A 24,736-nucleotide genomic window follows, 5' to 3' on the forward strand; every position below is an offset into this window, starting at 1 on the left:
GTTCCTTAGAGAAGTTCGTGATTATTTGGGCCCTTTAGGAAGGGCCCTTTTCGATTGGAAGTCGGGGGAACTTATTTCAGAACTCCATAACGAATTAAATCTTGTCCGCATCGTATTTTCTTTAAAAGACTGCGCCAACCGGCACCTTTTGGGCGCTTAATCTGCTGTTTGTTTACATATTGGGTCCGATTATTTTGCCGCCCTTGTTTAGAGCATCCTACTTTTGAATTATGGAAACAGGGCAGCTACGTTTGCAAACTGAGAGCGAAGGAATGCTAAGAACGATTGTAGAATCCGTTCCCAGCGGAGTTTTGATCGTAGACACGCAAGGCCATATCGTTTTGTGCAATTCCGAATTTGAACTGATGTTGGGTTATCTGCCAAACGAACTTTTAGGTAAAAAAATTGAAGTCGTAGTTCCTTTGACCGTTCGTGAAAAGCATCCGGATTTGCGTGCCGGATTCGCAGCTCATCCTAGCAAAAGGCAGATGGGTGCAGGAAGAAACCTGACGGCACTCAAGAAAGATCAGTCTGAAATCCCCGTAGAGATCGGTCTCAATCATATCTATTTCGGGTCCACGATGTACGTCATCGCTGCTGTCGTTGATATTACAGAGCGAGTACGCCAGGAAGAACGCTTTCGTACCATAGTTGAGTCGGTGCCGAACGGGATTTTGATGACGAACAGAGAAGGGAAAATTCTTTTAAGTAATTCGCCTTTAGAAAAAATGTTCGGATATGACAAGGGTGAATTGATCGGAAAGGAAGTGGAAGTTCTTGTCCCCCAACGGTTCCGCAGTGCTCATCCGAATCATCGCAAAAATTTTGCTCAAGATCCGCAAAAAAGAAGAATGGGAGCCGGGCGCGATCTCACGGGAGTTAAAAAAGATGGTCAAGAAATTCCCGTGGAAATTGGATTAAACCATATGTCTGTTGGGAGTGAGCAGTTTCTTTTGGCTTCCGTTGTCGACATTACTGAGCGAAAAGTTACAGAGCAAAAACTGCAAAAGGCATATAACGAAGTTCAACAGAAAAATCAGGAGATGGAACAGTTTGTATACACTGTTTCTCATGATTTGAAAGCCCCGCTGGTCACAAGTGCATCTTATATGGATTTTTTAAAAGAAGATCTTGAAGAGGAGAATTTTGAGGGTGTGCGTGATTCACTCAATCGGTTAGAAAATGCTCACCGCAGAATGAAAGAGTTGATCGAGGACTTACTTCAGTTAAGTCGTGTGGGAAGAATTGAATTGCATGACGAAAATGTTTCATTAAAAACTCTCGTTCATGAAGTTTTGGAGTCACATAAAGATGTTCTTGAGTCTAAAAAAATTCAGGTAAAAATTCTGGACGGGGAATACACGATCCGAGCTGATTCTCGTCGGATTTACCAGGTGTTTGAAAATCTTATTCTGAATGCGACGAAGTACGCCTCGGATGGCCCTCAGCCTGAGATTCAGATTTTTACTCGAAGGTCTGAAGATGAGCTGCAAATCTGTATCAAGGACAACGGACCGGGCATCGAACCGATTTATCACAAAAAAATTTTTGGCCTTTTTCAGCGTTTGGATAATAAGCAGGAAGGAACCGGCGTGGGCCTTGCTATCGTCGCTAGAATTATGCAGCTGCACGATGGGAAAGCTTGGGTAGACTCAACTCCACCACATGGCAGTGAGTTTTGGGTGTCCTTTCCTGAAGAGAGGATCATCACATGAATGAAGTGAGCAGTGGAATAAACCATGTTTTACTTGTTGAAGATGATGAAGATCATGCCGCTTTTATTATCAGGGTGCTGCGACGAATTGAGCCCAATCTTAATATCAGTCGGGCAGAAGACGGTGTGGTCGCGACTCATTTTTTCGACGGAGTTCCTCCATTTCAAGATCGTGAATTGCCAGACCTTGTCTTGCTTGATTTAAAACTTCCTAAAAAAGGGGGTCATGAGGTCTTAGAAAAGATCAAGTCAGATCCGAATTACCGCAGTATTCCCGTCATTGTTTTAACAACTTCAGACGCGGAGTCGGACAAAAAAGCGGCCTATTTACACTATGCCAATAGCTACCTGGTGAAGCCTCTTGAAAGTGGTCAGTTCAAACTGATGCTGCATGAGTTAAATACTTATTGGAATCACCTAAACCGTCAGTTAAAAAAATATGAAAAGTCTCAACTTACTTCTAATTGAAGACAACGAGTCGCATGCTCATATAATAAAGCGCTATCTTAAAAAAGTGACTGACTTTGCGGTCAATGTGGATCACGTAGAACTTTGGAAAGAAGGTGCGAAAAAATTAGAGAAAACTGATTTCGATGCTTTGCTATTGGATTTGCGTCTTCCCGACAGTGATCTCAACGAGACTTTACCAAATGCCGTTGCCGTCGCCTCTGAAATTCCTATTATTGTTTTGTCTTCTTTAGAGGATCGAGTTGTAGCAGTTAAATCCGTTCAGGAGGGAGCCCAAGACTATCTTTGCAAGGGGGATCTATCTACCGAGCTGTTACTGCGAACAATCTTAAACTCCATCGAAAGGAAAGAAAGCGAACGTCAGATTCGTTCTCATGCGCTTCGTAATCAGTACCTTTTAGAGTTAGGGCGTTTTGTGCTCAATGAGGATGATATCCTCAAGGCCCGAGAACGTTGCTGTGACGTTTTAAGCAGTCACTTGCGGGCCGACTATACTGAAATAGTGATTCAGCATTTTAATTTTCAAACTACGTCAGACACATTGCTGTCAGATTTTTCTGATCCTGGCGTTAAAAACATCCTTGAGTTCTTGCGAAGCCGGAATCTTAACGACGGCATTCTCATTCCTTTGGCGGATCGAAAAGGTGCAGATGCACTCGGACTTGTCATTGTTTACAATCGCCAGAAGGTTTCCTACACCACAGATCAGATCCATTTTTGCTTTTCTGTCGCAAATATTCTGAGTTATTTGATCGTCCGAAAACGGCTGGAGGGTCAACTTCAACAGAAGATCGCAGATCTACAGGATGCGCATCAGAAGAAAGATGATTTTATTGCCACCTTATCTCACGAATTAAGAACTCCTTTGAATTTGATGGCAGGTCATGTTGAAGTGCTTAAATCTTGTATTCCGTTAAATGAAGAGGCCCGTGATTCTATTCGAGGAATTGAAAAAAATCTCGATCTAGAGACAAGGCTTATACAAGAAACCTTAGACCTCTCTTATATCGTCACGGGGAAAATGCATTTAAGCTTGGCGGAATTTGCTTTACCTTCGGCGATCCAGACGGTTCTGGATTCTTTCGCTCCCGCTATTAATGCGAAAAACTTAAAATTGACGACAGAAATTTCCGAAGAGCTTTCCAGTTTTTGCGGTGATCCCCATCGATTACAACAGATGCTATGGAATTTACTTTCAAATGCGGTGAAATTCACACCACGAGGTGGGCGTATTGAGTTTCATGCCCAAAAAACATCATCGGGCGTTCTCTTCACTGTAAGAGACTCGGGAAAAGGTATCGCACCAGAAAATATCCGCTATGTTTTCAGTAAGTTTTGGCAGGAGGACTCCTCTATATCCCGTCACTATATGGGTTTGGGATTAGGACTTGGTATTGTGAAACAGATAGCCGAGCTTCACGGTGGACATGTGGAAGTAGAAAGCAAAGGGCGGGGGTTAGGAACATGTTTTACGATAAACCTTCCATTCACGACTTGCCCGATGCCATTAGAAAACAAAACTTCCAAAATTGTCATCAATTCTTGGGATAACCCGCAAAAAAGAACGTCCGTTTTGTCGAACAAAAATGTTCTCATTGTGGATGATTCAGAGGACACGGTGGCTCTCATGCTCAAGCTGCTTCGTAAAACAGGGGCCGTTGTCACGGGATACGTCAGCCCCGAAGAAGCATTAGAGGCCGCTAAAGATTTCACATATGATCTAATTATTTCTGATATTGGCATGCCCGGTCTGAATGGCTATGAGCTTCTAAAGCGTTACCGGGTCTGGGAAAAATCACAACACAGAAAGCAGACTCCAGCTATCGCTTTGACGGCTTACACAAGTGATGAGGACGTTAAGCAGGCTGAGATTGCTGGATTCCAGTTGCATATGACAAAGCCCATGAACATCAAGCTATTGGAAGAAAATATCCGTACCTTGTTGGCGGATTAGGTCTCTAGAACGAAATCCCAGCGGATTTTAACCGTGCCATCGCCTTCGACGATGCCCTTAGGAGGGTTCGGGAATGGAGCGGCCGCACGGAAAGCTTCAATCGCAGCATCATCCAAATCACGTACGCCGGAATCGCTGATCACTTGAACGCGCACCAAAGTGCCTTTGTCATTCAAAACGATCATCAATTTTGTGATGCGATCTTGATTTGTCGCTGCAGGAGCACGACCTTCTTTAAACATTTTTGAAAGTTTGTCGCGAACACGGCCTTCCCAATGTTGGGCAAGTTGTTTACGAATGCGGTTGTAGTAAGAATAATATTTAAACTCACGCGTATTCAAAACGGTTTCTAAACCGACGTTGACGTCTTTCAAGTAATCATTCGTCTGACTTGTTTCAGCACCTGTTCCCGTGTTCTGTTCGCCAGTGCCACGACCTTCGCCTAGACCTGATTCTTTATCCGCAAGTTTTTGTCTTTCCAAAGCTTCGGTCGCATCAAAAGTTTTAAATAAATCTTTCGCGATCTGTTTTTTTGATTCTTCCGACTTCGCTAAATTCTTTTGTTTGCCGTCGCCTTTAGGTCCAGTTTTTTGTGGAGCGGCCTTCTTCAGATTTTGGAACTCACCACGGTTCGCGGCTTGAGTTTGCTTTTCTACTTTTTGGTTTTTAGCGCTCAGGAAACGGGCATTTTCTGGGACTTCTTCGTTGGCGGAGGTTTCAGATTGCTCGACAATCTGATTGCGCGACAGGGCCTGCTTCTTCAAAGCGGCTTCCACTTGCTGCATTTTTTGAAGATCCTCCGGGCTCAGAAAGTTAATGTCTACGGTCTCTGTTTTCGGCGTTTCAGGCGTCAGGCTTTCCACAACAAGGAAGGTCCCAAGAACCAAAACGTGGAATACCAGTGATAGCAAAACATACATTCTGAAAGACGGTGATTTCATCATACGACCTCACCCCTTTCTATCGGTAGTATGACACCCGAACCTGAGAAGATGGTGAACCGGACCCGCGAATTGCGACTCTGGTCCAGGGCCAGACTTTGACTCCTTTGTCACTGTTGGGTGAAAATGAAACATCTATGAAATTTGACTCGTGGTATCTGACAGATAAAGGGCTTCGTCGTGATTCGAATCAAGACTCCTGTCTCATCAATAGGGAGCTTGGTCTCTTTATCGTGGCAGATGGTATGGGAGGGCATTCCGGTGGGGAAGTGGCTTCCAGTATGGCTGTGGAGACGGTGGAAGAAATCATGCTTCAACCTGATGCGCACAAAAAATCTCCGCGTGAATTAATTTTGAATTGTTACGAAGAAGCTTCCCGCAGAATTTTTGATAAAGCTGCTAATGAGCGTCCTGAGCTTGCGGGCATGGGAACGACAATGGTGATGGCGTATATTCGCGGTAAGCACTTGTATGTGGGTAACGTCGGTGACTCGCGCTGCTATCTATTTAAACGTCCTTACTTGTGGCAAATCACGGAAGATCATTCACTTTTGAATGAACAATTGCGCGCAGGTGTGATGAGTGAAGAGCAAGTGCGCCAATTTGTGGGGCGAAATGTCATTACTCGCAGCGTAGGATATGAACGCGATGCTTATCCTGACATCATTGAGAGAGAGATTTTCCCTGGAGAAATTTTCTTAATGTGCTCGGATGGTCTTTCGGGCCTTGTTGAAGACGGCAGAATATCTGAAATTTTGAATCAAAATACACCTGACAAAGCAGTCAAAGCTTGTGTAGAACAAGCTCTTGCAAATGGTGGCGATGATAATGTGACAGTGATGCTGTTGCATTTCCACGAATAGAGTCGAGGTCAGGTTGGATAAGAAGAAGGTCACGCTGTTTATAGTGAGCAATCAGACGGGTAAAACCCGTAAGATCGTGCTCTCGGCTGCATGGCTGAAGGCTTTATCTTTTATTTCTGGCATCATCATCATTATTTTTGCTGCGGGACTTGTGGATTACTTCGGTTTGCTTTTGCAAGCGATGGAAAACAAACGTCTTAAAGCTGAAAATGCTCAACTCATTAAGCAATTCCAAGTGGTTGAAAGTAAAGTCAGTGCGTTGGAGAACTCCTTAGAGCGCGTAAAAACTTTCACGACAAAACTGAGCTTGATCACCAACGTCGATGCGGAAGACCGTATCACGAAGCTGACCATGGGACCGAAACCTGCTGCAGGCCAACAAGTTGAAGAATACGAGCCGATGGAGCAGCGTCAAGAGCCTGAAGAGTTGGTTGAACAGGATCAAGTTTTTGCGAACAAAAAACCTTTGAACGATCAAGTTGGCGAGCTTGCCAATGAAAACGCGGATAAAGATTACGCTTCTTTGGTGGTCCGAATTGATAAAGCCGTTAAAGAAACTCAGCTGAAAGAACAAAGCGTGATCGATTTGTGGGAAAGTTTGTCGGAAAGACAAAGCTTGCTAAACTCCACACCGAATATGAAACCAGCTAAGGGTTGGATTACCTCGCGTTTCGGTTACCGCGTTTCTCCTTTCACAGGAAAAACGGCTTTGCACGCGGGTCTGGATATCGCGGCAGCACCGGGTTCGCCGGTCTATGCACCAGCGGATGGTGTCGTTGTGTTTGCAAGTTATGATGAATCTTACGGGAAGTTGATTACCATTGATTACGGTTATGGCGTGACAACTCGTTTTGGTCACTTGTCGCAGATTTACGTTCAAGTCGGTCAGCGTGTCAGTAAGTGGGACGTCGTCGGTGCCGTAGGTAATACAGGCCGTTCGACGGGACCGCATCTTCACTATGAAGTTCGCATCAATGGAACTGCCGTAGATCCAATCAACTACATCCTTGACGAGTAACACATATAAAGACCTAGACGGACATTTTCATCTTCGCGAAAATAATAAAAGGCGAGGTGAAAATGAAAACGGTAATCTTCTCACTTTTAGTTTCTTTTTTTTCTTTATCTTCGTGGGCGGCATTGCCACCTCAGTTTTCTGAATGCTTACGCGAAAATAGTGCGACGAATATGTCTGTCGCTGATTTACGTGAAATCGCCCGAGTCTCTGCCGTTACTTATTGTCAGAACTCGGTGGGATTGGTGGGTAAAGCTGAAACCATGCAGCTTTTGCAAAGCCCGAATATTAACGTCGGTATCTCCGTTTCAAAAACAACTTATAGTGCCACCGATTTTGTCGACTTAGCGCGGGCGGGAAGTTTTGTTCTGTATGTGGATAGTGCGCGCCTGACAGTGCCTAATATTATCTCCATTGCTCAAGCGGGTGCTCAGGTCGTGGTGATGACGGCATCAGCGGGTATTTCAAAAACGGATCTTTTAACGATGGCTGCGGCAAAACCTTTTGTGCTCAACGTGAATTCAGCGACGAGCGCCACAGATTTGCGTGACTATGTGGCAGCCGGTATTCAAGTGGTGATTCGATCTTCGCAATCGGCATTAAGTCGCGCGGATATCATGACTGTCGCCGCGGCCAACTCGGCCCTCGTCACGGTAATGCCTTAAATAAAAAAGGCCCCGCAACTGCGAGGCCTTTTCCTTGAAGCGAAATTCTTTTAATAACTACTGATTCATAACTGAAACTGCTGGCATTGGACATTGAAGAGCATCAAGCTTTTGCTTGATCAGAGCCGCGTCGGCTTTATAGCCTTTTCTTACAAGAACGTCTTGAGCGTTAAGAACAGTGGATTTACGGAAAGTTGTTCCGTTCAACTGTTGGTTACCGCGGCAAGAAGTTAGAACCGCTGAATCCATTTTAACATCCAATACCGGGTCGATCATATCACAGAAGAATTGAATCGCGCCCAAGTGATCGATAGCCGCGGACCAATCCAACCATGCTGACTCCAAGTATTGACACATAAGTTCTTGTTCACGAGAACCTAGTGGAAGTTCAGTCAAATTCAGGTTGCTAAGTTGCTTAGCGATCTGTGCAGACTCAACTTGGATTTTCGGATCACGGTACATACCACCCGCTGGAGTCGACTTGATATCCTGATTGCGGCCTGACTTCGTTAAGCTGTAAGAACCATTACGAACCGCGCTCATGCTAGTGACGAAAGCAGAAATAGCTTGGTCATGCATAGTCTTCGTGTGATCGATCCAAGCTTGTACTGGAGGAGCACCGAAGCCCCAAGCACTGCGTGAACCGAAAAGACCGGATTTCAAATTCACCATACGTTGAGCAAGCTCCGAACGATCGATGATTGAAGTGTCTTTTGAAAGCTCTTGCATCGCTTTTTCAACACGTTTGATAGTGACTTTTTCAACTTCGATACGAGTGTATTGAGCTTTCCATTGCGTGTACTCTGCGTTTCTAGAAAGTTCAGATTCTAAAGACACTTTAGAGTTTGCAATGATAGAGCTCGTCAAGCTTACGGCCTGGCGAACACCATTCATCCAAGAACGGCTGGCATTAGCACAGGCTTTCAAAGCGCCTTCGTCGTCATAAACTTTGGAAGCGGAATCCGCGATTCTCTTCATTGAAGAGTTGTGCAGATTTCTCATTGTCGACGCTTGAAGTTTTTGACCGCGATCGCCTTGAGCTGTGGCTGCTTCTAAGTTTAAGAAAGCAGAAGCCGGGAAGGTCTTACCGTCACGAGCCCAGTTCACAAGCTCATTACCTAAAGTACAAACCATCAAGTCGTCTGGATTTTGAGTGATTTGGTTATCAACTGTCATGATGTCAGCGCGATCGTTAGCGATTTGCGCTTCGATAGCTGACGTGTTTTTCATAACAGCTTCTCTGTAAGTCAAAAGCTGAGAAAGCTCACGAGTTGGCGTTGTGAATTTCTTTTTGTAAAGATCCACTTCTTTTTCAAGCTCTTGAGTGATCTTGCTGATCTTTCCACTTTGAGCCAATTGCATGAAGCGAACTTTTTTAGCCACTTTCGTGTACTGACATGTATTCTGAAGAACCGCTTTACGATGATCAGGATTAGTCATATCCAAAGTGTTGGCATCAATCATTTTCGCGATGGCAGAAATACCGCTTGTCGCCACCACACCACCAATAACAAATGGAAGTGCTGGAGCTAAAGCCGCATTCATAGAAACCGCGAACAAAGCGTACGGTGCAAGACCGTTGATCACGTCGTTCATCGCCAACAATACTTTACCTGTCGACATTGTTTGACGACCGCACTTTGAGTTCAGGAAGTTATTATTATTGATAATATCTCCAAGACTTCCTACCGCCGCCAAAGCCGCCGTCATGGACTGATCGATTTGCGCTGTATTTACCATCGCCGCGTCTTGAGCCGCCATGATTTGCTGCAAAGACGTGATGCTATTTTTAATTTGATCACCATTCTTTTCAATCGCTTGAGCAGAAGGAGAACCCGTACACTCGGGGGATGCTTTCACTTCTTTATTAAGTGAATCAATCGCCGCAATCAATTCGGCGTGAGGGCGGTTGTCGAAAAGAGGACAGCTATAAGCTTCTGCCACTCTTGCTGCACCCATTTTCGTGCCTGATGAAGTGGGGCGAGTGTTTGAAGAGGATGAACTTGGCGGACGAGTTGAAGATCCAGAACCACCATTACTGTTGCCGTTATTGTTGTTATTATTGGAGTTCTGATTCCCTTTAGGAACTGAAGGAGTTGTAGGGAAGAGGCCCGTATCACCCGCATCATCTTCAGGAAATAAATCCAAAGGAAATCCTGAGGATGAGGATGTCGTTGCACTAGCCGCCAGCACTGTTTGCGGTGCATGGGGGATAATGAAACTTGCGGAAATCGCAAAGGCCATCGCACTTCGCTTTACGTACTTCAGTTTCATAAAGTCTCCATTGTTAAACTTTTCGCCAAGTAACTTTTTTTGCGTGTCATTTTGAGGCACTCCGATCCACGTCGTGGTCCTAAGTTCTTGGAAACACAACACTTCACCTGGCACTTCAAAAAAGACGGACGCGTTCGCGGAATCGTAGTGCAAGCCCAATGCCCTGGCGCTTCGTTTTGAAACAAGTCCAAGGCCTGTTCGCGAAAGATTGTCACCCGTGACCTTTCTAGACGCTTTTTGACCCTGCCGTAATAGAACCGCTGTCATTTGCTTATTATCTTCAAAGTAATGGGACTTGGCCGCAGGGGAGTGGAACAATCTTTGAAGTAGAGGTGAGGTATGAAACTGATCATGTCATGTCTCTTAATATTAGGTTTTACTTGTCCCTGCCTGGGCAAGGTGGATTTGAAGTCCACTAAAAGACTTATTATTCCTAAAGACAATGTGACTCCGAAGATCACTAAGTCTGATGTGGCGAAAGTGATTCCTCTGGATCTTAAAGCAGGTGATAGCCAGGGAACTGTTCTTGGGCGTATTGCCGACCGTGGATTTTCATTGTGGTTCAATTCTCGTATGATGAAAGAAACGGCTTTAGGTCGCTTTGCTGAACAAACTCAAGAAAAGTTAAAAACCGATGTTGTCGTTCCTGCTTCTAGCAAGGAAGGCGTAAGTCACAAGTTCTCGTTCCGTGTAGAAGCTTTCCAAGCTCTAGCAAAGGTTGAGTATTCTGGGTGGTTGAAGGCCGCATTTAACTACGATGCGAAAGCCGCGGCGACGGATATCGTTTTAAAAGAAAAATACCGTAACAAAGATTTATTCGTTACCCACAAGGCTAATAAAGACGAAGACCTTTCGATGGTCGGCGTAGCTTGGTCGTGGTGATCAGCTAAATAACACTATTTCGTACGTTTCGCTTTCGGCTTTCAAGAGCGGAGGATGAAATGGCGCCAGATAAGAGTTCCAATAAAGAAAAACAACCTTCTAAAAAAGAAAAATCCCCAGCGGGGACTGAAACCAATCCTGAAAAGCATCAAGAAGACGTCGATAAAGCCCGTCAGAATAATAATAGCGATAAAAGAATTTTCGATCTTTAGATCATAGACTCTAGGATTTCTTCCTAGACTTTCGTCCTCGTTATTTGACCGGGCAAGGATTGAAGCCTACCCTTAGTGCATGGAAAAAATCGTATTTATCTCTGGAAAAAGAACTCCTTTTGGTGGGTTTGGTGGCTCTCTTAAGGATGTATCGGCAACTGATTTGGGTGTGGCTGCTGCCAAAGCGACACTTGAGCAAGCGGGATTATCACCTGAAAAAATTGATCACGTTGTTTTTGGTAACGTTGTTCAATCTGGTGCAGACGCGGCTTATCTTCCTCGTCACATTGGTCTTAAAACCGGTGTTCCTGTGCACGTCGGCGCCTTCGCGGTGAACAGACTTTGTGGCAGTGGATTTCAGTCGTGGGTGAACGCGATGCAGATGATCCAGTGTGGGGAAGCAACGGCGGTCCTAGCTGGTGGTGTAGAGCAAATGTCTTTAATTCCTTATGTCGCTCGCAAAGTTCGCTTTGATGGAATGCGCATGGGGAACTTCGAACTTGAAGATCTTATGACTTCAGCATTAACAGACGCTTACGCAAAAATGCCGATGGCTATCACGGCGGAAAACTTGGGAGAGAAGTACGGCATCACGCGCGAGCAGTCTGACAAGTATTCGATCCAATCTCAACAGCGCTATAAAGCAGCTTTGGATAAAGGCTATTTTGCTCAAGAGATCTGTCCAGTTTCGGTGGAAAGTCGCAAAGGCACAGTGGTTGTTGATAAAGATGAACATCCAAAGCCTGAATCCACTTTAGAAAAAGTCTCTTCATTAAAATCTCTTTTCAAAAAAGATGGACTGGTCACGGCGGCTTCTGCTTCAGGAATCGTTGATGGTGCGGCTTGTTCTTTATTGATGAGTGAATCAAAAGCCAAAGAATTGGGAATGAAACCTATGGCTCGCATCGTAAGCTATGCATCGGTGGGATGTGATCCTACGATCATGGGGATTGGGCCGGCTGCGGCGGCAAGACTTGCTTTGCAAAAAGCGGGGATGACTTTAGATCAAATGGATCTTGTCGAAGTGAATGAAGCTTTTGCAGCTCAGTACTTAGCCGTTGAAAAAGAATTGAAGCTTGATCCGGCAAAAACCAATGTCAATGGCGGTGCGATTGCGGTAGGACATCCCTTGGGTGCTTCGGGAACTCGTATCATGAATCACTTGGTTTACGAACTTCATCGCCGTAATGCCAAGTACGCGTTGGGTTCAGCTTGTATCGGTGGCGGTCAAGGTATTGCCATCATCATCGAACGTATTTAGATAGAAAGAAGTCTATGGAAAACGGATTTAATCTGCGCGAAAGAACGGCCCTGATCGTCGGGCCTTTCACCACCACGGTGCAAAGTTTGATGATGGGTCTAACGCAAATGGGTTCGGACTGTGTGCTGCTTGACTTTGACAATGCCGGAAGCCAACGCTTCTGCAATCAAATCAACGATGCTCGCGAAATCAACCCGAAGTTTGGTCGCGCTTTAAGTATTAAATCCCCGATGAAAACTCCTGAAGATATCAAAGATGCGGTCGGTACGGCCGCTCAATCTTTTGGTTCCGTGGATCTTTTCATCGACGCGCAAGTTTATAATAAACCCAACCGCTTTAAGATCGGCGATCCGCTGACTCATTTAGATGATGAAGTGCTGCATGGGTTTAAAAGTTCGGTGATGTTGACTCATGCGGTTTTGAATTTTTTAAAGAATCGCAAACGCGGTCGTATTTTGTATCTTCTCAATGAATCTTATCCTGATCCAGTCATGGCAGGGGCTCGTGGAGCCTTAGTTCCTTTTGCTCAAACTTTGGCAAAACAGGTTTCAGAATTCAATATCACTGTGAACTGTTTGAAGCTGGGTTTGACGGAAGAATTTATTTTAGCTCAGCACCCTGAAGCTAAGTCCATCAAAGAAGCGGTTGAAAAGCTGAAAGAAAAAGAGCCGCATCTTAGAATTACTGAACCGGATAAGATCACCAACACGATCACTTACTTGGTCAGTCAGTACGGGGCCGCGGTGAACGGCCAAGTGATCTCGTTGACTTAGTCTTTCGAAGCTCTCTTAAGAGAGCTTCAGTCCTTTTAAAATAGAATCTGCTTTTTGAATCTGCTCTGGCGCGACATAGATGCGGTCGATAATACGTGCACCTTCGTAGCGTTGGAAGATTTCTGTCGTCTGATTTATAGGAGCTGTTTTTGCCCAGCGATCGTATTGATCGACTACGTAAATCTGTAAGGCACGCTCTTCGGGTGAAGCTGTGTGATATTTTGACAAACGAGCTTTAGAGCTTGTGCGAATCACTTCCAGACCTTCAGCTTCCAGCGCTTTTTTAATCATCTCTGGCTTTTCAGATTCCGAAGTATTGTGCTGCTCAATTAAAACCTTAAACGGCTTTCTTTGCGCAATTCTTTGTGCCCAAGGGTTGCTTACGCTGATCAAGTGCTCATGCAAGCGGTAATCGTTGTAACGAGTGTATTCATTGATATCGCCGGGAAGAACGAACGTACAATCCGGTGACGTCAAGTAGCGATTCAACATTTCTTCATAGATGATGCTTTTATGGTGGCAGTACACCATCAAATGCATGTGATGACGAGAAATCAAAAAGTCATCGAACGAATAAAGAGCCCGGCGATTCAAAGCTAAATACATTTTATTTTCACGACGATAGAACGTCATGTTTTGCATGATCCAGGATAAATCGATTTTTCCGTAGTTGGTTCCGCAGAAATAAGAATCACGCTCCAAGTAATCCATGCGATCCACATCTAGCTCGCTAGAAACAAGCTGACTTAAGATCGGACGGAAATCCACACCGCCATCCACGAAGAAATCGTCCGGGCAGTGAAGGGCCTTGTCGATAAGACATGCAACGTGAATAGGGGCGATGTCGGGGAATTGTTGGCGGATCGTTTCTGCGATTTTAGAGTCCGTGACATACTTAATCGTATAGTCTTCATGATTCGCACGGCGGTTGTGATTCATTACCGTGTGCGCTTCTTCGCCGTACTGTTCTTGTTCTTTGTACAGTTTGATATCCAGCTCAGAAAGATGAGGCATGACCTGTTCTGTTGTGTGCGACAGCGGACCGTGACCGACATCATGAAGAAGAGCTGCTAATCTTAGAACTTGGCGGAAGCGAGTTTTAACCGAAGGTTTAGTGAACGGATAAACGCGAAAGATCGCATCGAAAGTTTCACCCGCTAAGTGGCCGACTCCGACAGAGTGGATGTAGCGGTTATGGGTCGCTCCAGGAAAGCTGAACTCGGCGTAACCCAGTTGTTTGATTGCGCGAAGACGTTGGTATTCTGCGGTGTCGAGAACTGCGACCTCGGGGTCAGAGTAGTAAATCGAACCGTGAACGGGATCGCGAATCTCCATGTATTCCTCCTGGGGACCATTTCGGGTATGTATTTAACGTTTACAAAGAATAAGTCAATTGTCCAAGAATGGGGCTCCTAGGTCTAGGTGAAGCGACCGAACCCTTACCTATATATAGATTGCTTCGACGCGGGCCTTGCAAAAAATTCGTGATTCTAAGGGCTTAAGGAGGGGTGCTTCTTAAAATACTCACCGATCAGACGGGTGAAATGCTCTTCGCTGACGGCTTTATTAAAAGCGGCCATTTGTTCTTGAGTCTTTTCATTGTCCTTAAATGCAATTCCATACTCATCCAGGTTCACAATGCGAGGATTGAGTTGCAGATTTTTTTGGAATGGCTTCAGGCGAGGGCTGGTTTTCATAAGGTACTCAAACATGGCCGCTTCAATAAAAATCAGATCCACGCGTTTATTGGCGAGCTTTAAAAGATTAGCTTCATCGTTTGATGCTGATTCCACATGAAGTTTCTTTTTATCAACAAGCTCCTGCTGATCCTTATATAAGTCGTACCCCGCCACGTTCCCAATCTTATAAGGAATGAGGTCCGCCGTTTTTTCCCAGACAATGGGGCTCGACTTTCGTTCAGCGATCATCCAGGGAGTTCGGTAAAATACGCGAGACATTTTAAATCCTGGTGGCAAGTTCATCAGCGAAACAGGAAAAAATCCCGCGTAACCGTTTTTATTAACGATGTGTTTTGCTCTTAAAGGGGGAACGAAGGTCACTTTAAGGCTGTAAGTCGTTTTCTTAAGGATTTCCTTGAGAGCGTAGATTCCCGCGCCTTGTTCAGGAAGCTTTTCGCTGAGATAAGGGGGGGCTTCAAAGGTCACTAAATGAATCTCCTTTTTCTCAGAAGAAGCATTTGTCACTGAAACATTCCCGAAGATACAGATCAGCAAAAAAAATATTCGCATGAATCTCACGATACAGAGAATTGTTTATTTCGTCATGGAAAAATAAAAAATCTCTTCGACTTCAATGACTTAAGCGTTTCGCAGAAAGACTGACGTGCCATATTCGAACCTCGACTGTGGGCCAGATTTGTAAAAAATTGAGACGTATCACTTTAGGAATTTTCAGACACACCGATCAGTAAGGTAAGCGAATGAACTACCCATGGTACCAAGAATGGTGCCCTGAGTTTCAAGGATCGAAACTCAGCAAATCTTCAAGGAGGAGGAATTATGGGGTTACGTATTAACACGAACACTGCTTCGTTAAATGCACAGAGAGTTCTGTGGGGAACGAAGATTGGTCTTGATAAGAGCATGGAAAAGCTTGCATCAGGATTCAGAATTAACCGCGCCGGTGACGATGCCGCTGGTCTAGCGATCTCTGAGAACTTAAGAGCTCAGGTTCGCGGTTTAAAACAAGCATCACGAAATGCTCAAGATGGTATCTCTCTAGTCCAGGTGGCAGAGGGTTCGATGAATGAGATCTCTTCGATCTTGATTCGTTTGAGAGAGTTGGCTGTACAAGCCGCTTCTGATACTATCGGACCTGTAGAAAGACAATTCCTGAATGTGGAATACGATCAGTTGGTCTCTGAGATCGACCGTATCTCTGAAGGTACAGAGTTCAACGGAACTCAATTGTTGGCAGGTGTGGGCTCCATCTTGGACTTCCAAGTTGGTACTAGAAACAACCCTGAAATCGACCGTATCTCTTTCGATGCTTCTAAAGCCGATGCAAACTCTGCCGCTTTGGGAGTGAACCTGACATCAGTAGCCGATAAAGCTTCCGCACAGAATGCTTTGTCAGCGATTGATACAGCGATCGTGAGTGTTTCTGCGATGCGCGCAGACTTCGGTGCGATCCAAAATCGTCTTCAATCAACTGTTTCGAATATCCAAGTTTCAGTTGAGAACATGTCAGCCGCTAACTCTCGTATCAGAGATGTGGATGTAGCTGAAGAGACATCTGAAATGACTAGAAATAATATCTTGTTGCAAGCAGGTACTAGCGTACTAGCACAAGCGAACCAACAAGCTAACGTAGCACTTGGACTCTTGAACAAGTCGTTCTCTTAATCCAGATAAGCTCTAGCTTGCTAGAGCTCTGGTGACGAAATGACTTTGGTTCCCGATCTTATCTTCAATGATCAAGATCACCCTCAAGAGAACCGTCTGTGAATGACGGTTCCGAGTGTACAGCCCCCAAGCTCTGTTTAGAGCTGACAATTTGATCTGTTTCCTGCGACCGAGGCCGCCCTTACGGGCGGACCTCAATTTAATGGTCGGGTGGCGATTGAAATTGATGGGGAGATGAGTGAAATACTCGTCGATTGAAAACCGAATTTTGCGCCGAGATAAGTGCGCTGTTTTTTTGAGGCCCGGCCTCCACGCTCTCTTCTTAGAGAGAACTTTCTTACTCTTCTTTTTTCTCGTGCTAGTGCACGCGAAATCAAAAATAAAAAATTTCCTGAAAAATAAAAATAAAAGAAAAAATCTGGACTCGAGCAGTTGCTATTTTTTTCCGAAAAGTTTGGTGGAACCTTGTATCGCAAGTTCCGTTTATTAATTTAACAGGTGCACGGATCGCGCCTTATGCCAATGGATGGCAACTTTTCACGGAGGAAGAACTATGAAGCACGGAGGATAGAATGGGATTAAGAATCGGTACCAATGTGGCAGCGTTGAATGCACAAAAAAACTTGTACATGACGCAAATTAACTCAAATCGTTCAATGGCAAGATTGGCTTCTGGAATGAGAATCAATCAAGCAGCGGACGATGCCGCAGGTCTTGCGATCAGTGAAAACCTCAAAGGACAAATCAGAGGTTTAAGACAAGCCAACAGAAATGCCAATGATGGTATCTCTCTTGTGCAGGTCGCAGAGGGCAGCTTGAACGAAGTTTCAAATATGCTCATTCGTTTAAGAGAATTGGGTGTACAAGCTTCATCTGACACGATTGGTGAAACAGAAAGAAAGTTTTTGGATGTTGAGTATCAACAGTTGAAATCCGAGATTCAGCGTATCACTGAAGCGACAGTTTTCAACGGTTACGAACTACTTAACGGCACAGGTGGAATGATTGATATTCAGGTCGGCGTAAACAACGACCCTTTCCGTGACAGAATCAGCTTTAACTCTGGTGCTGCCAACGCCTCAGTAGATGCCTTGGGATTGACGGCAGAATCTGTAGGTTCGAAGGAAGGAGCTCAACTGAGCTTGGATGTGATCGACCAGGCATTGACTTCGGTGAATGCGATTCGTGCGAACTTTGGTGCGCTACAAAATCGTCTGGTATCAACATCAAACAACTTGTTGATCGCAGATGAGAACTTGTCAGCGGCCAACTCGCGAATCAGAGACACTGACGTCGCAGCAGAAACTTCCGAAATGACAAGAAATAACATCTTGTTGCAGGCTGGGGTTTCCGTACTGGGCCAGGCGAATCAGTCGCAACAATTGGCACTAAAACTTTTGGGCTAATTGTCAAAATATATAAGTTCATAAAAGGCTGCTCCTTCGGGGCGGCCTTTTTTATTTTTATCTTACTTCACCATTGATCTCGAAGACTCTCAGTGCAAAAGTGAAATGCAGCAAGGAGAGATTTATGAAATTCGCACTGGTATTGTCGATCCTGTTAGGGGCTTTTTCTTCTCAGGCTGAAGTGGGCTTTAAAAATGGAAATGAGCGCACGGCGGTTTTATCTCAAGGAAATATCTATGTTCATTGCCACGCTAGTGGTGGAGGTCCATCTTCAGGGGCTTTCCGTTGCAGTGAAGAGATTTTGCTATCGGGCGAGTATGACTATTTCGTAGGTCCCTCAGGTGTTGCTGGGGATGAAGTGATTTTAACGGCCCGTCATGAAGACGGTTCTCAGCGAACGAAAACTGTCGATTATGATTCCGGAAAAGGACAAAGTAAAAAGCAGATCAATCTTTGGATCGCGACGCTTTTACAACGCCCTCTTTTAGATCCAGGAAAAAACACGGTCAGCTTTAAGATCTCTAAGAATGGTAAAACCACGGCGTCGGGAGAGTTCATCGCCAACGTCAAAGATGGTGGCCGTAAGACTTGTTCGCACTCGGCAACTTATTGGTCTAACAACTCTAGCGATTGTCAAAATGGCGGGAGTTTTTGCCAACGATATTTCCGAGAAAACAACTATTGTCTTTAAAGTGCACGCCCCTTGGGAGAGGGGTTTCTTGGAACGCCGTGTAACGCAGTTTCAACGCCTTTTCAATTAGATGATTTAGCCCTGGGTGGAAGCGAATCTTGTTGAATTACTAAGAGCAGGAAGGCACCTAATGGGAATGAAATTCGTTTTAGCTTTTATTGCGACATGGGCCCTGCACGCGCAGGCGGCCTGGGACCTTAATGACGTTTCTTACCTGATGCCTTTACCGAAGGATGCTTCATCCGACGGTCTTTTAGGAACTCAAGACATGGGTAAAGGGGGAGCTCTCTTAACAGCTTCTATGCTTGAGCGCATGCCTCCGCTAGCTTTGCACATGAATCGTGAGCAAACGGCTCAAGCTATCAAGGTCGTTGCAGTTCGAATCGACCCTTGTTTTCCTTTGCCGACTCCACAATCCTGCCAAAAACAAATTCGCCTTGTGTGGCAACCTTTTGAAGTCACTCGTCGTGGCACTATTCAATCTGTCGATGCGGCTGTTCACACGTTCTATGTTTTGACGGACGATGAATTTAAATCTTTGTTGAAAGATCTAGCGGCATGGAAGAAAAAGCATCCCGCAAATACTCAGTACGTGCCTTTGCAAGTGCATCCTGCTTGGGCTGGTGAGGGCGATCAAAGTGCCTCTTTGCAAGACTTCAATGCCATTATTAAAAAATACGCGGGCCTGGGAAATATCTCACGCGCGACAGTGATGGTCTTGCGCGGAGCAGGTGACATGTGGGCCTTTGCTGGATTCTCCTATGAAAATGGTGCTATGGACATGTTTCCGGTACCTCGTTTAAATGGTCGCACTTCGCAAGCGTTTGTAAATACCGCGATTCCCTTTGATCACTTTTCTGGGGGAGGAATTTCTCCAGCACCTAAAGGCGCAGATACGTTTAATTATTTAGTAGCCGAATCCGCTCGTTTGGGTGAAGGCACAGAAGAAATGATTAGGAACGAAGTTCGTGCGGCTTTCCGTGTAGAAAATCCAAAGAACTTCAACCCAGAGAACTTAGATTGCGTCAGCTGTCACGTGGCTCAACCAGCGATTCGTTGGGTATTAGATAATCGTTCGAACTTAAAAGCAGATCAGTTGTGGAATTCAGAGATCTATAAAAATGTGAAGTATGATCTTAAGAATGTAACACCCGATATGTGGAACACCCGCATGATTCGTGGCTTTGGTTATTTCAATGACCATGTCTCCATCAGTCAGCGTGTGATCAATGAGTCTGCGGAAGTCGCAGATATGTTGAATCAAGACTACGCTCAAAAGAAAGGCCGTAAATAACGGCCTTAGTCTTCAATCGCTTGCGTAAGATTTTCCCAAAGTACAGGGCTCAGAAGTTCTGAACCAATCATCATCACAGGCTCCGCGTCTTTCGCGCGCCCTTTTTTTGCCTCTGTTGGCAAGTGACCTGTTCCGCCATGCTTATCAAACCAAGCTCGGCGCATGGCTAATGAGTTTGAAACGAAGAGATGAGGATAAGCCTCAAGTTCCTTCTTATTTGCGCGGCCATATTCAAAAGAACTTAAAACGGCGAATTTTTTTGATGATTCAATTCTATCAAGTCTTTGGAATCCAAGCTCTGCCAAGTATTTAAACTTCTGACGTCCCGGGGTCTTTGACGTGAATATCAAATCCAAATTTCCCGAAAGGAAGTTGGCTTCAAGTTCATTTAAATCAAAAATATCCAATGTGATCTTTTTTACGCCCACTTCTTCAAAGCACAAACGAGACGTATTCAAAGCGAAATCCGAAAGTCCTTCTAAGGTTCCGATGTGCAGCTCGCCCACCATTTGATTATTGCTAATACCTTGAAGTTCGGTTTCGAGGCGGCGAATGGACTTTTCAAAGATTTCAGAAAGCTGAAAAGCCACCGACGTCCAACCCGATTTTCGTTTTGCTGAACGATCTAGAAGAACGATTTTCAGCTCGTCTTCGATTTTTGCGATAATGCGGGAAAGCTGCGGTTGACTTAAACCCACGTGCAAAGCGGCAGCAGATAAGTTCTTAAAGTTGACGGCTTTGGCTAAGACACTAAGTTCGTAATACAACTGCTGCATTCTGGCCTCACACTAAGGTTTACGAATATAATTAAGAAATGAAATCATGCCTAAAAGGCCCGCGATGATATAACCCACGAAGCTCATCATCGGTATTCCTGCGATATGTCTTCCGGTATCGTGTACGAAGATATACGAAGAACTTAAGATCAGCGAGCCGATGATCACGCCTAAGAAAAGTAAATTCGAGGAGCTTTCTACCGAGCGTTTAAGCTCTTTAATTTCGCCCACCTTCAAGCTGAACGAGTGCTCAGGGCTGTTGATCTTTCTTAAAAAGAAATTCAACTGGCGCGGTAAAGAATTTAAAAATGCTTTGGATTCACGAGCCATCTGAGTCATGTCGTTCATAACTCGTTCAGGACCAAAGCGTGTTTTAGCGAGTTCTCCGGCAAATTCTAAAGAGTATTGGAGGAAATCAAAATCCTTATGAATTTTCCGGCCCATGCCCTCGATAGACACGATGGATTTAAAGAAGAGCATCAAGTCCGTGGGAACATGCAAATGGTGTGTCGCCGCGATTCCGGAAGACTTCATCAGGATTTTACCCAAATTGACGTTTTTTAAAGTCAAACCGAAGTAGGGGGCAATCAATTCTCGCAAGTCCTTGGCGAAAAGATCAATATTCACACGGTCGGTGAAAGGGGCTAAGTCCACGTACTCGTAAGCCAGGCGCTCATAGTCCTCTTTAGACAAAGCTAAAAGCATATTTGCGATAGCCGCTTGTGTGCGATTGTTAAGACGACCGACAACACCGAAATCAATCAAACCAATGTGATTGTCCGGCATGATAAAGAAGTTCCCGGCATGCAGATCGCCGTGAAAAAGCCCGTCTTCAAACACCATTTTTAGGTAAGCTCGAAGGCCTCTTCGAATAACTTCGTTAGGATCGATATTTGCTTGTTGTAAAGCGCCTTCTTGGCTTAATGGAATTCCGGCAAGGGCTTCCATGACCAGAACTCGTTCCGTCGTATAATCTAAATAAACTTTCGGGATTTTGATGTGTTCGCTACCCGCGAAATTTTCTTGAAAGCGACGGATGTTATTTGCCTCAACTACGAAGTTTGTTTCTAAATCGAGGGTGCGGAAGTATTCATCGACGATGCCCACCGGATTGTAAAGGCGAGTTTCTGGGATGTAGGTCACCAACAAGTCCGCTAGAAGATAAAGAACATTCAAATCATCGTTGATGGTTTGAATAATACCTGGCCGTTGCACTTTGATAACAACGTCTTCACCTGTGGCTAACCGCGCTTTATGAACCTGGGCGATACTGGCTGAACCCAGAGGCTCAGGATCGATGCTTGCAAACCTTTGATAAAGAGAACTTCCAAATTCTTCGCGAAGAACGGATTCAACCGTTTCAAATTTGAGGGGTTGAACGCGGTCGTGAAGCTTTTCAAATTCAGTGACGTATTCTTCGGGGACAAGATCGGGACGACTTGCTAAAAGCTGGCCTAGTTTGACAAAAGTGGGACCCAGTTCTTCAAAGCTGATTCTCATTCGCTCTGGCATCGAAAAGGCTTCGATGTCAGAGCTTGAGTTTAAGCGCTCGATAATGAACTTACCGAGTTTTACCTTTTCCGCGACCTGATGAAACCCGTGCTTTGCGAACACCCCGACGATCGTTCGAAGTCTCGCCGCGTTTTTTAGTGTTTTGCCGATCTGGCTTCCGGTCTTTAAGGCTGTCACTATTCATCTCCGAATAGTTGTCATTATCACGAAGTTTAGACTGTTCGGCAAACATCAATTTCTTACTGAGCTTGGGCTTGTCTTTAGCAGAGGTCTCTTCGCTTTGACCGCGATATCTCTCTGGACCAAGGATCATGTTCAATAGATCTTGATTCGGTCCGCGCTGTTCGTCGTCCTCGCGAGGCTGCGGCTTAAAACCGTGGGCTCTTTCGGCTTTTTCAATTTTGCGAGCTTGTCCGTCGCGTTCTTGTCGAGTATCCGCAAAGAATCGAGAAGATTGTTTCTTCTGATCTTTCTTAAAACCTTCTTTTTTGAACGGTTTTTCATCGCGGTCGCGTTTGTGATCACGGTCGCGATCGCGTTCACCACGACCTCGTTCACCACGTTCCCCACCACGATCTTTACGAGCAGAAGCGGACTGTTTGGAGCGATTGTCTTCTCTTTTTCCCGGGCGTTGTGGGCGATTTTGCTGGTGTAGTTTCTTAAGGAACTTGTCAGCAGACACTTCAGCATCGGTCATTTCTTCGTCTTCATCCTCGAGCTCGACGCCTGCAGGAAGGAAGTTGATTTGACCTAGCTCAGGATCAGCGGCGGCCACTTGAATGCGAATCATATCGCCGATGCTATAACTAAAACCGGATTTTCTAGCAACAAGGCGCAGATTTTCCTCGTCATATTCGTAACGGTCTCCGCCAAGATCATCTAAACGAATCAGTCCATCGACATCGTATTCACGCAAAAGAACGAAGACGCCGAATTTTGCAACCGAGCTGATCATACCGTCGAATTCCTGTCCCACGAATTTTTCCATGAAACGGGCTTTTTTAATCGAGTGAATCTGTCTTTCCGCTTTCGTGGAACGTTGTTCAGCTGCAGAAAGAATTGTCGAAGCGGAAGAAAGATCGTCTTCGCTCATCAGGCGATAGCGTGATTGCGGCATCACCTGGTTTTTAATCAAGCGATGAACAATCAAGTCAGGATAACGGCGAATCGGCGAAGTGAAGTGAGTATAGAACTCAAAGCCCAGACCGAAGTGGCCCACATTATTCATGCTGTACTTAGCTTGGCTCATCGATCTTAAAGTCAAAATATTCAGAATTTGAGCTTCAGGACGATTTTCAAATTCTTCTAAAGCTTTAGTAAGTCGCTTTTGCAGCTTACCTTGGTTCAATTTAACCTTACCACCGAAGTTTGCTAGGTATTTCTCTAAAAGTGCGATCGCCTGTTCGTTCGGTGGTTCGTGGATACGGTACATAGCCGGGATATTGCGACTTGATAGGAACTTAGCGACCGCCACGTTCGCTGCGAGCATCATTTCTTCAATCAGGCGATGTGAAAAGAGACGCTCTGAACGTTGGATGTCGACGGGAACTCCCGCGCCATCAATGACTAATTCTGTTTCTGGAATTTCTAGATCTAAAGAGCCTTCTTTAAATCTCTTGGCCATTAAGATCTTAGCTAAATCTGCTAAAAGAATGATGTTTCCTTTAACATGACTGAATTTTTCGATGTCGGCGCCATCGATGATTTCTTGCGCTTCACCGTAAGTAACACGCGCTTTACTTTCCATCACGGCTTCATAAAACTTCGAAGTCTTTAGTTCGCCCGTGAAATCAAAAAGCATTTCTGCCACTAGGCACAGACGGGGAACGTGTGGATTTAAAGAACAAAGCCCGTTACTTAGAACCTCTGGTAACATAGGGACGACGTAGTTCGGGAAGTAAACGGAAGTTCCGCGCTCATAAGCATCTTTATCAATAGCGCTTCCGATTTTAACGTAGTGACTGACGTCAGCGATGGCGACGTAAAGAAGGAAGCCTTCTTCGGTCGTTTCTACGTAAACAGCATCATCGAAGTCCTTCGCAGTTGCGCCGTCGATAGTGATGAGGTTCTTGTCGCGCAAGTCGACGCGGCCTTTGAAATCCTTTTCGTCAGGAAGTTCACTAAAGTGAGAGGCCTCTTCTAAAGTCGCTTTTGAAAACTCTAAAGGAATATTGTTCGAACGGATAACGCGTTTAATATCTGTTAAAGGATCTAAGGCGTCACCGATGATCTCTGTCACTTTGCCCGTGAAGGATTTTCCTTCATCAGGATAAGTAAGAATTTCTGCTGCCACCAATTCTTTATCTTTGGCGTTTAAGGAATCTTCAAGCTTGATCTTAAGGTCTTGCCCCCATCCTTTGCCCTCATCGCGGATGGCGCCCACTCTGTCGTTCATGCGATAGAAGCGGCCTACAACAGTTTTTGTTCCACGATTAAGAACACGGATGATTTCACCGCGGAAACGCTCAGTGCCCTTTTCAGGAAAGACTTCAACGGCCACTTTGTCGTTGGTCATGATTCCTTCCATCGAGTGGCGAGGAATATACACATCAGGATGTTCAGGGTCATCAGGAATAAAGAATCCGAATCCGTCGGGATGTCTTTTGATTGTGCCGTTGAGGAGTTTTTTCTTTTGCATTGTCTAGGCTTACTTCCTTTTCTTTAGGGTAG

General features: G+C 45.1%; 21 protein-coding genes. 14 read left to right on the plus strand and 7 right to left on the minus strand.

Going from position 1 to position 24,736, the window contains the following annotated elements; all coding sequences use genetic code 11:
* Window positions 1–230: 230 nt before the first annotated feature.
* Genes ACLWBD_RS01870 through ACLWBD_RS01880 form a run of 3 tightly spaced genes read left to right on the plus strand, consistent with a single transcriptional unit; the run spans window position 231 to window position 4,136 of the window.
* Window positions 231–1,715, plus strand: coding sequence for a PAS domain S-box protein (locus ACLWBD_RS01870; RefSeq protein ID WP_413569337.1), 1,485 nt, complete (start codon window positions 231–233; stop codon window positions 1,713–1,715).
* The gene (locus tag ACLWBD_RS01875; protein ID WP_413569338.1) at window positions 1,712–2,182 is read left to right on the plus strand and encodes a response regulator; all 471 of its coding nucleotides are present in this window, start codon (window positions 1,712–1,714) and stop codon (window positions 2,180–2,182) included. The genes ACLWBD_RS01870 and ACLWBD_RS01875 overlap by 4 nt, the downstream gene beginning before the upstream one ends.
* Complete coding sequence (locus tag ACLWBD_RS01880) at window positions 2,154–4,136, plus strand: response regulator (protein ID WP_413569340.1); 1,983 nt, start codon at window positions 2,154–2,156, stop codon at window positions 4,134–4,136. Before ACLWBD_RS01875 ends, ACLWBD_RS01880 begins: the two co-directional genes overlap by 29 nt.
* On the opposite strand, the gene ACLWBD_RS01885 is transcribed toward ACLWBD_RS01880, so the two are convergent.
* A complete protein-coding gene (locus ACLWBD_RS01885; protein WP_413569341.1) occupies window positions 4,133–5,080 on the minus strand; it encodes a cell envelope integrity protein TolA in 948 nt (315 codons plus the stop codon). The two genes, ACLWBD_RS01880 and ACLWBD_RS01885, sit on opposite strands and share 4 nt — an antisense overlap.
* A 134-nt stretch (window positions 5,081–5,214) precedes the next feature.
* Between ACLWBD_RS01885 and ACLWBD_RS01890 the strand changes: the two genes are divergently transcribed.
* The 3 genes from ACLWBD_RS01890 (at window position 5,215) to ACLWBD_RS01900 (ending at window position 7,620) form a co-directional block, all read left to right on the plus strand.
* Window positions 5,215–5,940, plus strand: coding sequence for a Stp1/IreP family PP2C-type Ser/Thr phosphatase (locus ACLWBD_RS01890; RefSeq protein ID WP_063206635.1), 726 nt, complete (start codon window positions 5,215–5,217; stop codon window positions 5,938–5,940).
* A 43-nt stretch (window positions 5,941–5,983) separates the two neighbouring features.
* Entirely contained in the window at window positions 5,984–6,958 is a 975-nt protein-coding gene (locus ACLWBD_RS01895; RefSeq protein ID WP_253696584.1) for a M23 family metallopeptidase, read from the plus strand.
* A 62-nt stretch (window positions 6,959–7,020) separates the two neighbouring features.
* A complete protein-coding gene (locus ACLWBD_RS01900) occupies window positions 7,021–7,620 on the plus strand; it encodes a hypothetical protein (protein ID WP_063206192.1) in 600 nt (199 codons plus the stop codon).
* A gap of 57 nt (window positions 7,621–7,677) precedes the next feature.
* Here ACLWBD_RS01900 and ACLWBD_RS01905 read toward each other — a convergent pair whose 3' ends face one another.
* On the minus strand, window positions 7,678–9,894 hold the full coding sequence (locus tag ACLWBD_RS01905) for a hypothetical protein (protein ID WP_253696587.1): 2,217 nt from the start codon (window positions 9,892–9,894) through the stop codon (window positions 7,678–7,680).
* Window positions 9,895–10,233: 339 nt separating this feature from the next.
* Between ACLWBD_RS01905 and ACLWBD_RS01910 the strand changes: the two genes are divergently transcribed.
* From ACLWBD_RS01910 to ACLWBD_RS01925, 4 genes are all read left to right on the plus strand, one after another.
* Window positions 10,234–10,776, plus strand: coding sequence for a hypothetical protein (locus ACLWBD_RS01910; protein WP_413569343.1), 543 nt, complete (start codon window positions 10,234–10,236; stop codon window positions 10,774–10,776).
* Between the two features lie 59 nt (window positions 10,777–10,835).
* Window positions 10,836–10,988, plus strand: coding sequence for a hypothetical protein (locus ACLWBD_RS01915; protein WP_413569344.1), 153 nt, complete (start codon window positions 10,836–10,838; stop codon window positions 10,986–10,988).
* 79 nt (window positions 10,989–11,067) lie between these two features.
* The gene (locus ACLWBD_RS01920) at window positions 11,068–12,249 is read left to right on the plus strand and encodes an acetyl-CoA C-acetyltransferase (protein WP_413569346.1); all 1,182 of its coding nucleotides are present in this window, start codon (window positions 11,068–11,070) and stop codon (window positions 12,247–12,249) included.
* A 14-nt stretch (window positions 12,250–12,263) separates the two neighbouring features.
* Entirely contained in the window at window positions 12,264–13,022 is a 759-nt protein-coding gene (locus ACLWBD_RS01925; protein ID WP_063206195.1) for an SDR family oxidoreductase, read from the plus strand.
* A gap of 15 nt (window positions 13,023–13,037) precedes the next feature.
* Here ACLWBD_RS01925 and ACLWBD_RS01930 read toward each other — a convergent pair whose 3' ends face one another.
* Both ACLWBD_RS01930 and ACLWBD_RS01935 read right to left on the minus strand, forming a co-directional pair.
* A complete protein-coding gene (locus ACLWBD_RS01930; RefSeq protein ID WP_063206196.1) occupies window positions 13,038–14,357 on the minus strand; it encodes an HD domain-containing protein in 1,320 nt (439 codons plus the stop codon).
* A 155-nt stretch (window positions 14,358–14,512) separates the two neighbouring features.
* Window positions 14,513–15,271, minus strand: coding sequence for a substrate-binding periplasmic protein (locus tag ACLWBD_RS01935; RefSeq protein ID WP_413569347.1), 759 nt, complete (start codon window positions 15,269–15,271; stop codon window positions 14,513–14,515).
* A gap of 270 nt (window positions 15,272–15,541) precedes the next feature.
* On the opposite strand from ACLWBD_RS01935, the gene ACLWBD_RS01940 reads away from it, so the two are divergent.
* The 4 genes from ACLWBD_RS01940 (at window position 15,542) to ACLWBD_RS01955 (ending at window position 19,778) form a co-directional block, all read left to right on the plus strand.
* Window positions 15,542–16,387, plus strand: coding sequence for a flagellin (locus ACLWBD_RS01940; RefSeq protein ID WP_041871281.1), 846 nt, complete (start codon window positions 15,542–15,544; stop codon window positions 16,385–16,387).
* A gap of 572 nt (window positions 16,388–16,959) precedes the next feature.
* Window positions 16,960–17,793: a flagellin gene (locus ACLWBD_RS01945; RefSeq protein WP_063206198.1), complete on the plus strand. Its 834-nt coding sequence runs from the start codon at window positions 16,960–16,962 to the stop codon at window positions 17,791–17,793.
* A 124-nt stretch (window positions 17,794–17,917) separates the two neighbouring features.
* Window positions 17,918–18,484 carry a hypothetical protein gene (locus ACLWBD_RS01950; RefSeq protein WP_413569349.1) on the plus strand — a complete coding sequence of 189 codons (567 nt, stop codon included), beginning with the start codon at window positions 17,918–17,920 and terminating at the stop codon, window positions 18,482–18,484.
* Between the two features lie 130 nt (window positions 18,485–18,614).
* Window positions 18,615–19,778, plus strand: a complete 1,164-nt coding sequence (locus tag ACLWBD_RS01955; protein ID WP_253696591.1) for a hypothetical protein — start codon at window positions 18,615–18,617, stop codon at window positions 19,776–19,778.
* 5 nt (window positions 19,779–19,783) lie between these two features.
* Here the strand turns inward: ACLWBD_RS01955 and ACLWBD_RS01960 are convergent, their stop codons facing one another.
* The 3 genes from ACLWBD_RS01960 to rnr are packed head-to-tail and all read right to left on the minus strand — an operon-like array spanning window position 19,784 to window position 24,704.
* A complete protein-coding gene (locus tag ACLWBD_RS01960; RefSeq protein ID WP_063206199.1) occupies window positions 19,784–20,554 on the minus strand; it encodes a LysR family transcriptional regulator in 771 nt (256 codons plus the stop codon).
* A gap of 12 nt (window positions 20,555–20,566) precedes the next feature.
* Complete coding sequence (locus ACLWBD_RS01965; protein ID WP_413569351.1) at window positions 20,567–22,168, minus strand: ABC1 kinase family protein; 1,602 nt, start codon at window positions 22,166–22,168, stop codon at window positions 20,567–20,569.
* A complete protein-coding gene (gene rnr, locus ACLWBD_RS01970) occupies window positions 22,116–24,704 on the minus strand; it encodes a ribonuclease R (RefSeq protein WP_413569352.1) in 2,589 nt (862 codons plus the stop codon). Before rnr ends, ACLWBD_RS01965 begins: the two co-directional genes overlap by 53 nt.
* Window positions 24,705–24,736: the final 32 nt, after the last annotated feature.

Source organism: Bdellovibrio sp. HCB117 (assembly GCF_047305915.1).
Lineage (GTDB): Bacteria > Bdellovibrionota > Bdellovibrionia > Bdellovibrionales > Bdellovibrionaceae > Bdellovibrio > Bdellovibrio bacteriovorus_B.

What these genes read in the sequence shown, in the direction of transcription:
- ACLWBD_RS01870 (WP_413569337.1), top strand. Translation starts at nt 231, where the DNA reads ATGGAAACAGGGCAGCTACGTTTGCAAACTGAGAGCGAAGGAATGCTA.
- ACLWBD_RS01875 (WP_413569338.1), top strand. Translation starts at nt 1,712, where the DNA reads ATGAATGAAGTGAGCAGTGGAATAAACCATGTTTTACTTGTTGAAGAT.
- ACLWBD_RS01880 (WP_413569340.1), top strand. Translation starts at nt 2,154, where the DNA reads ATGAAAAGTCTCAACTTACTTCTAATTGAAGACAACGAGTCGCATGCT.
- ACLWBD_RS01885 (WP_413569341.1), bottom strand. Translation starts at nt 5,080, where the DNA reads ATGATGAAATCACCGTCTTTCAGAATGTATGTTTTGCTATCACTGGTA.
- ACLWBD_RS01890 (WP_063206635.1), top strand. Translation starts at nt 5,215, where the DNA reads ATGAAATTTGACTCGTGGTATCTGACAGATAAAGGGCTTCGTCGTGAT.
- ACLWBD_RS01900 (WP_063206192.1), top strand. Translation starts at nt 7,021, where the DNA reads ATGAAAACGGTAATCTTCTCACTTTTAGTTTCTTTTTTTTCTTTATCT.
- ACLWBD_RS01905 (WP_253696587.1), bottom strand. Translation starts at nt 9,894, where the DNA reads ATGAAACTGAAGTACGTAAAGCGAAGTGCGATGGCCTTTGCGATTTCC.
- ACLWBD_RS01910 (WP_413569343.1), top strand. Translation starts at nt 10,234, where the DNA reads ATGAAACTGATCATGTCATGTCTCTTAATATTAGGTTTTACTTGTCCC.
- ACLWBD_RS01915 (WP_413569344.1), top strand. Translation starts at nt 10,836, where the DNA reads ATGGCGCCAGATAAGAGTTCCAATAAAGAAAAACAACCTTCTAAAAAA.
- ACLWBD_RS01920 (WP_413569346.1), top strand. Translation starts at nt 11,068, where the DNA reads ATGGAAAAAATCGTATTTATCTCTGGAAAAAGAACTCCTTTTGGTGGG.
- ACLWBD_RS01925 (WP_063206195.1), top strand. Translation starts at nt 12,264, where the DNA reads ATGGAAAACGGATTTAATCTGCGCGAAAGAACGGCCCTGATCGTCGGG.
- ACLWBD_RS01930 (WP_063206196.1), bottom strand. Translation starts at nt 14,357, where the DNA reads ATGGAGATTCGCGATCCCGTTCACGGTTCGATTTACTACTCTGACCCC.
- ACLWBD_RS01935 (WP_413569347.1), bottom strand. Translation starts at nt 15,271, where the DNA reads ATGCGAATATTTTTTTTGCTGATCTGTATCTTCGGGAATGTTTCAGTG.
- ACLWBD_RS01940 (WP_041871281.1), top strand. Translation starts at nt 15,542, where the DNA reads ATGGGGTTACGTATTAACACGAACACTGCTTCGTTAAATGCACAGAGA.
- ACLWBD_RS01945 (WP_063206198.1), top strand. Translation starts at nt 16,960, where the DNA reads ATGGGATTAAGAATCGGTACCAATGTGGCAGCGTTGAATGCACAAAAA.
- ACLWBD_RS01950 (WP_413569349.1), top strand. Translation starts at nt 17,918, where the DNA reads ATGAAATTCGCACTGGTATTGTCGATCCTGTTAGGGGCTTTTTCTTCT.
- ACLWBD_RS01955 (WP_253696591.1), top strand. Translation starts at nt 18,615, where the DNA reads ATGGGAATGAAATTCGTTTTAGCTTTTATTGCGACATGGGCCCTGCAC.
- ACLWBD_RS01960 (WP_063206199.1), bottom strand. Translation starts at nt 20,554, where the DNA reads ATGCAGCAGTTGTATTACGAACTTAGTGTCTTAGCCAAAGCCGTCAAC.
- rnr (WP_413569352.1), bottom strand. Translation starts at nt 24,704, where the DNA reads ATGCAAAAGAAAAAACTCCTCAACGGCACAATCAAAAGACATCCCGAC.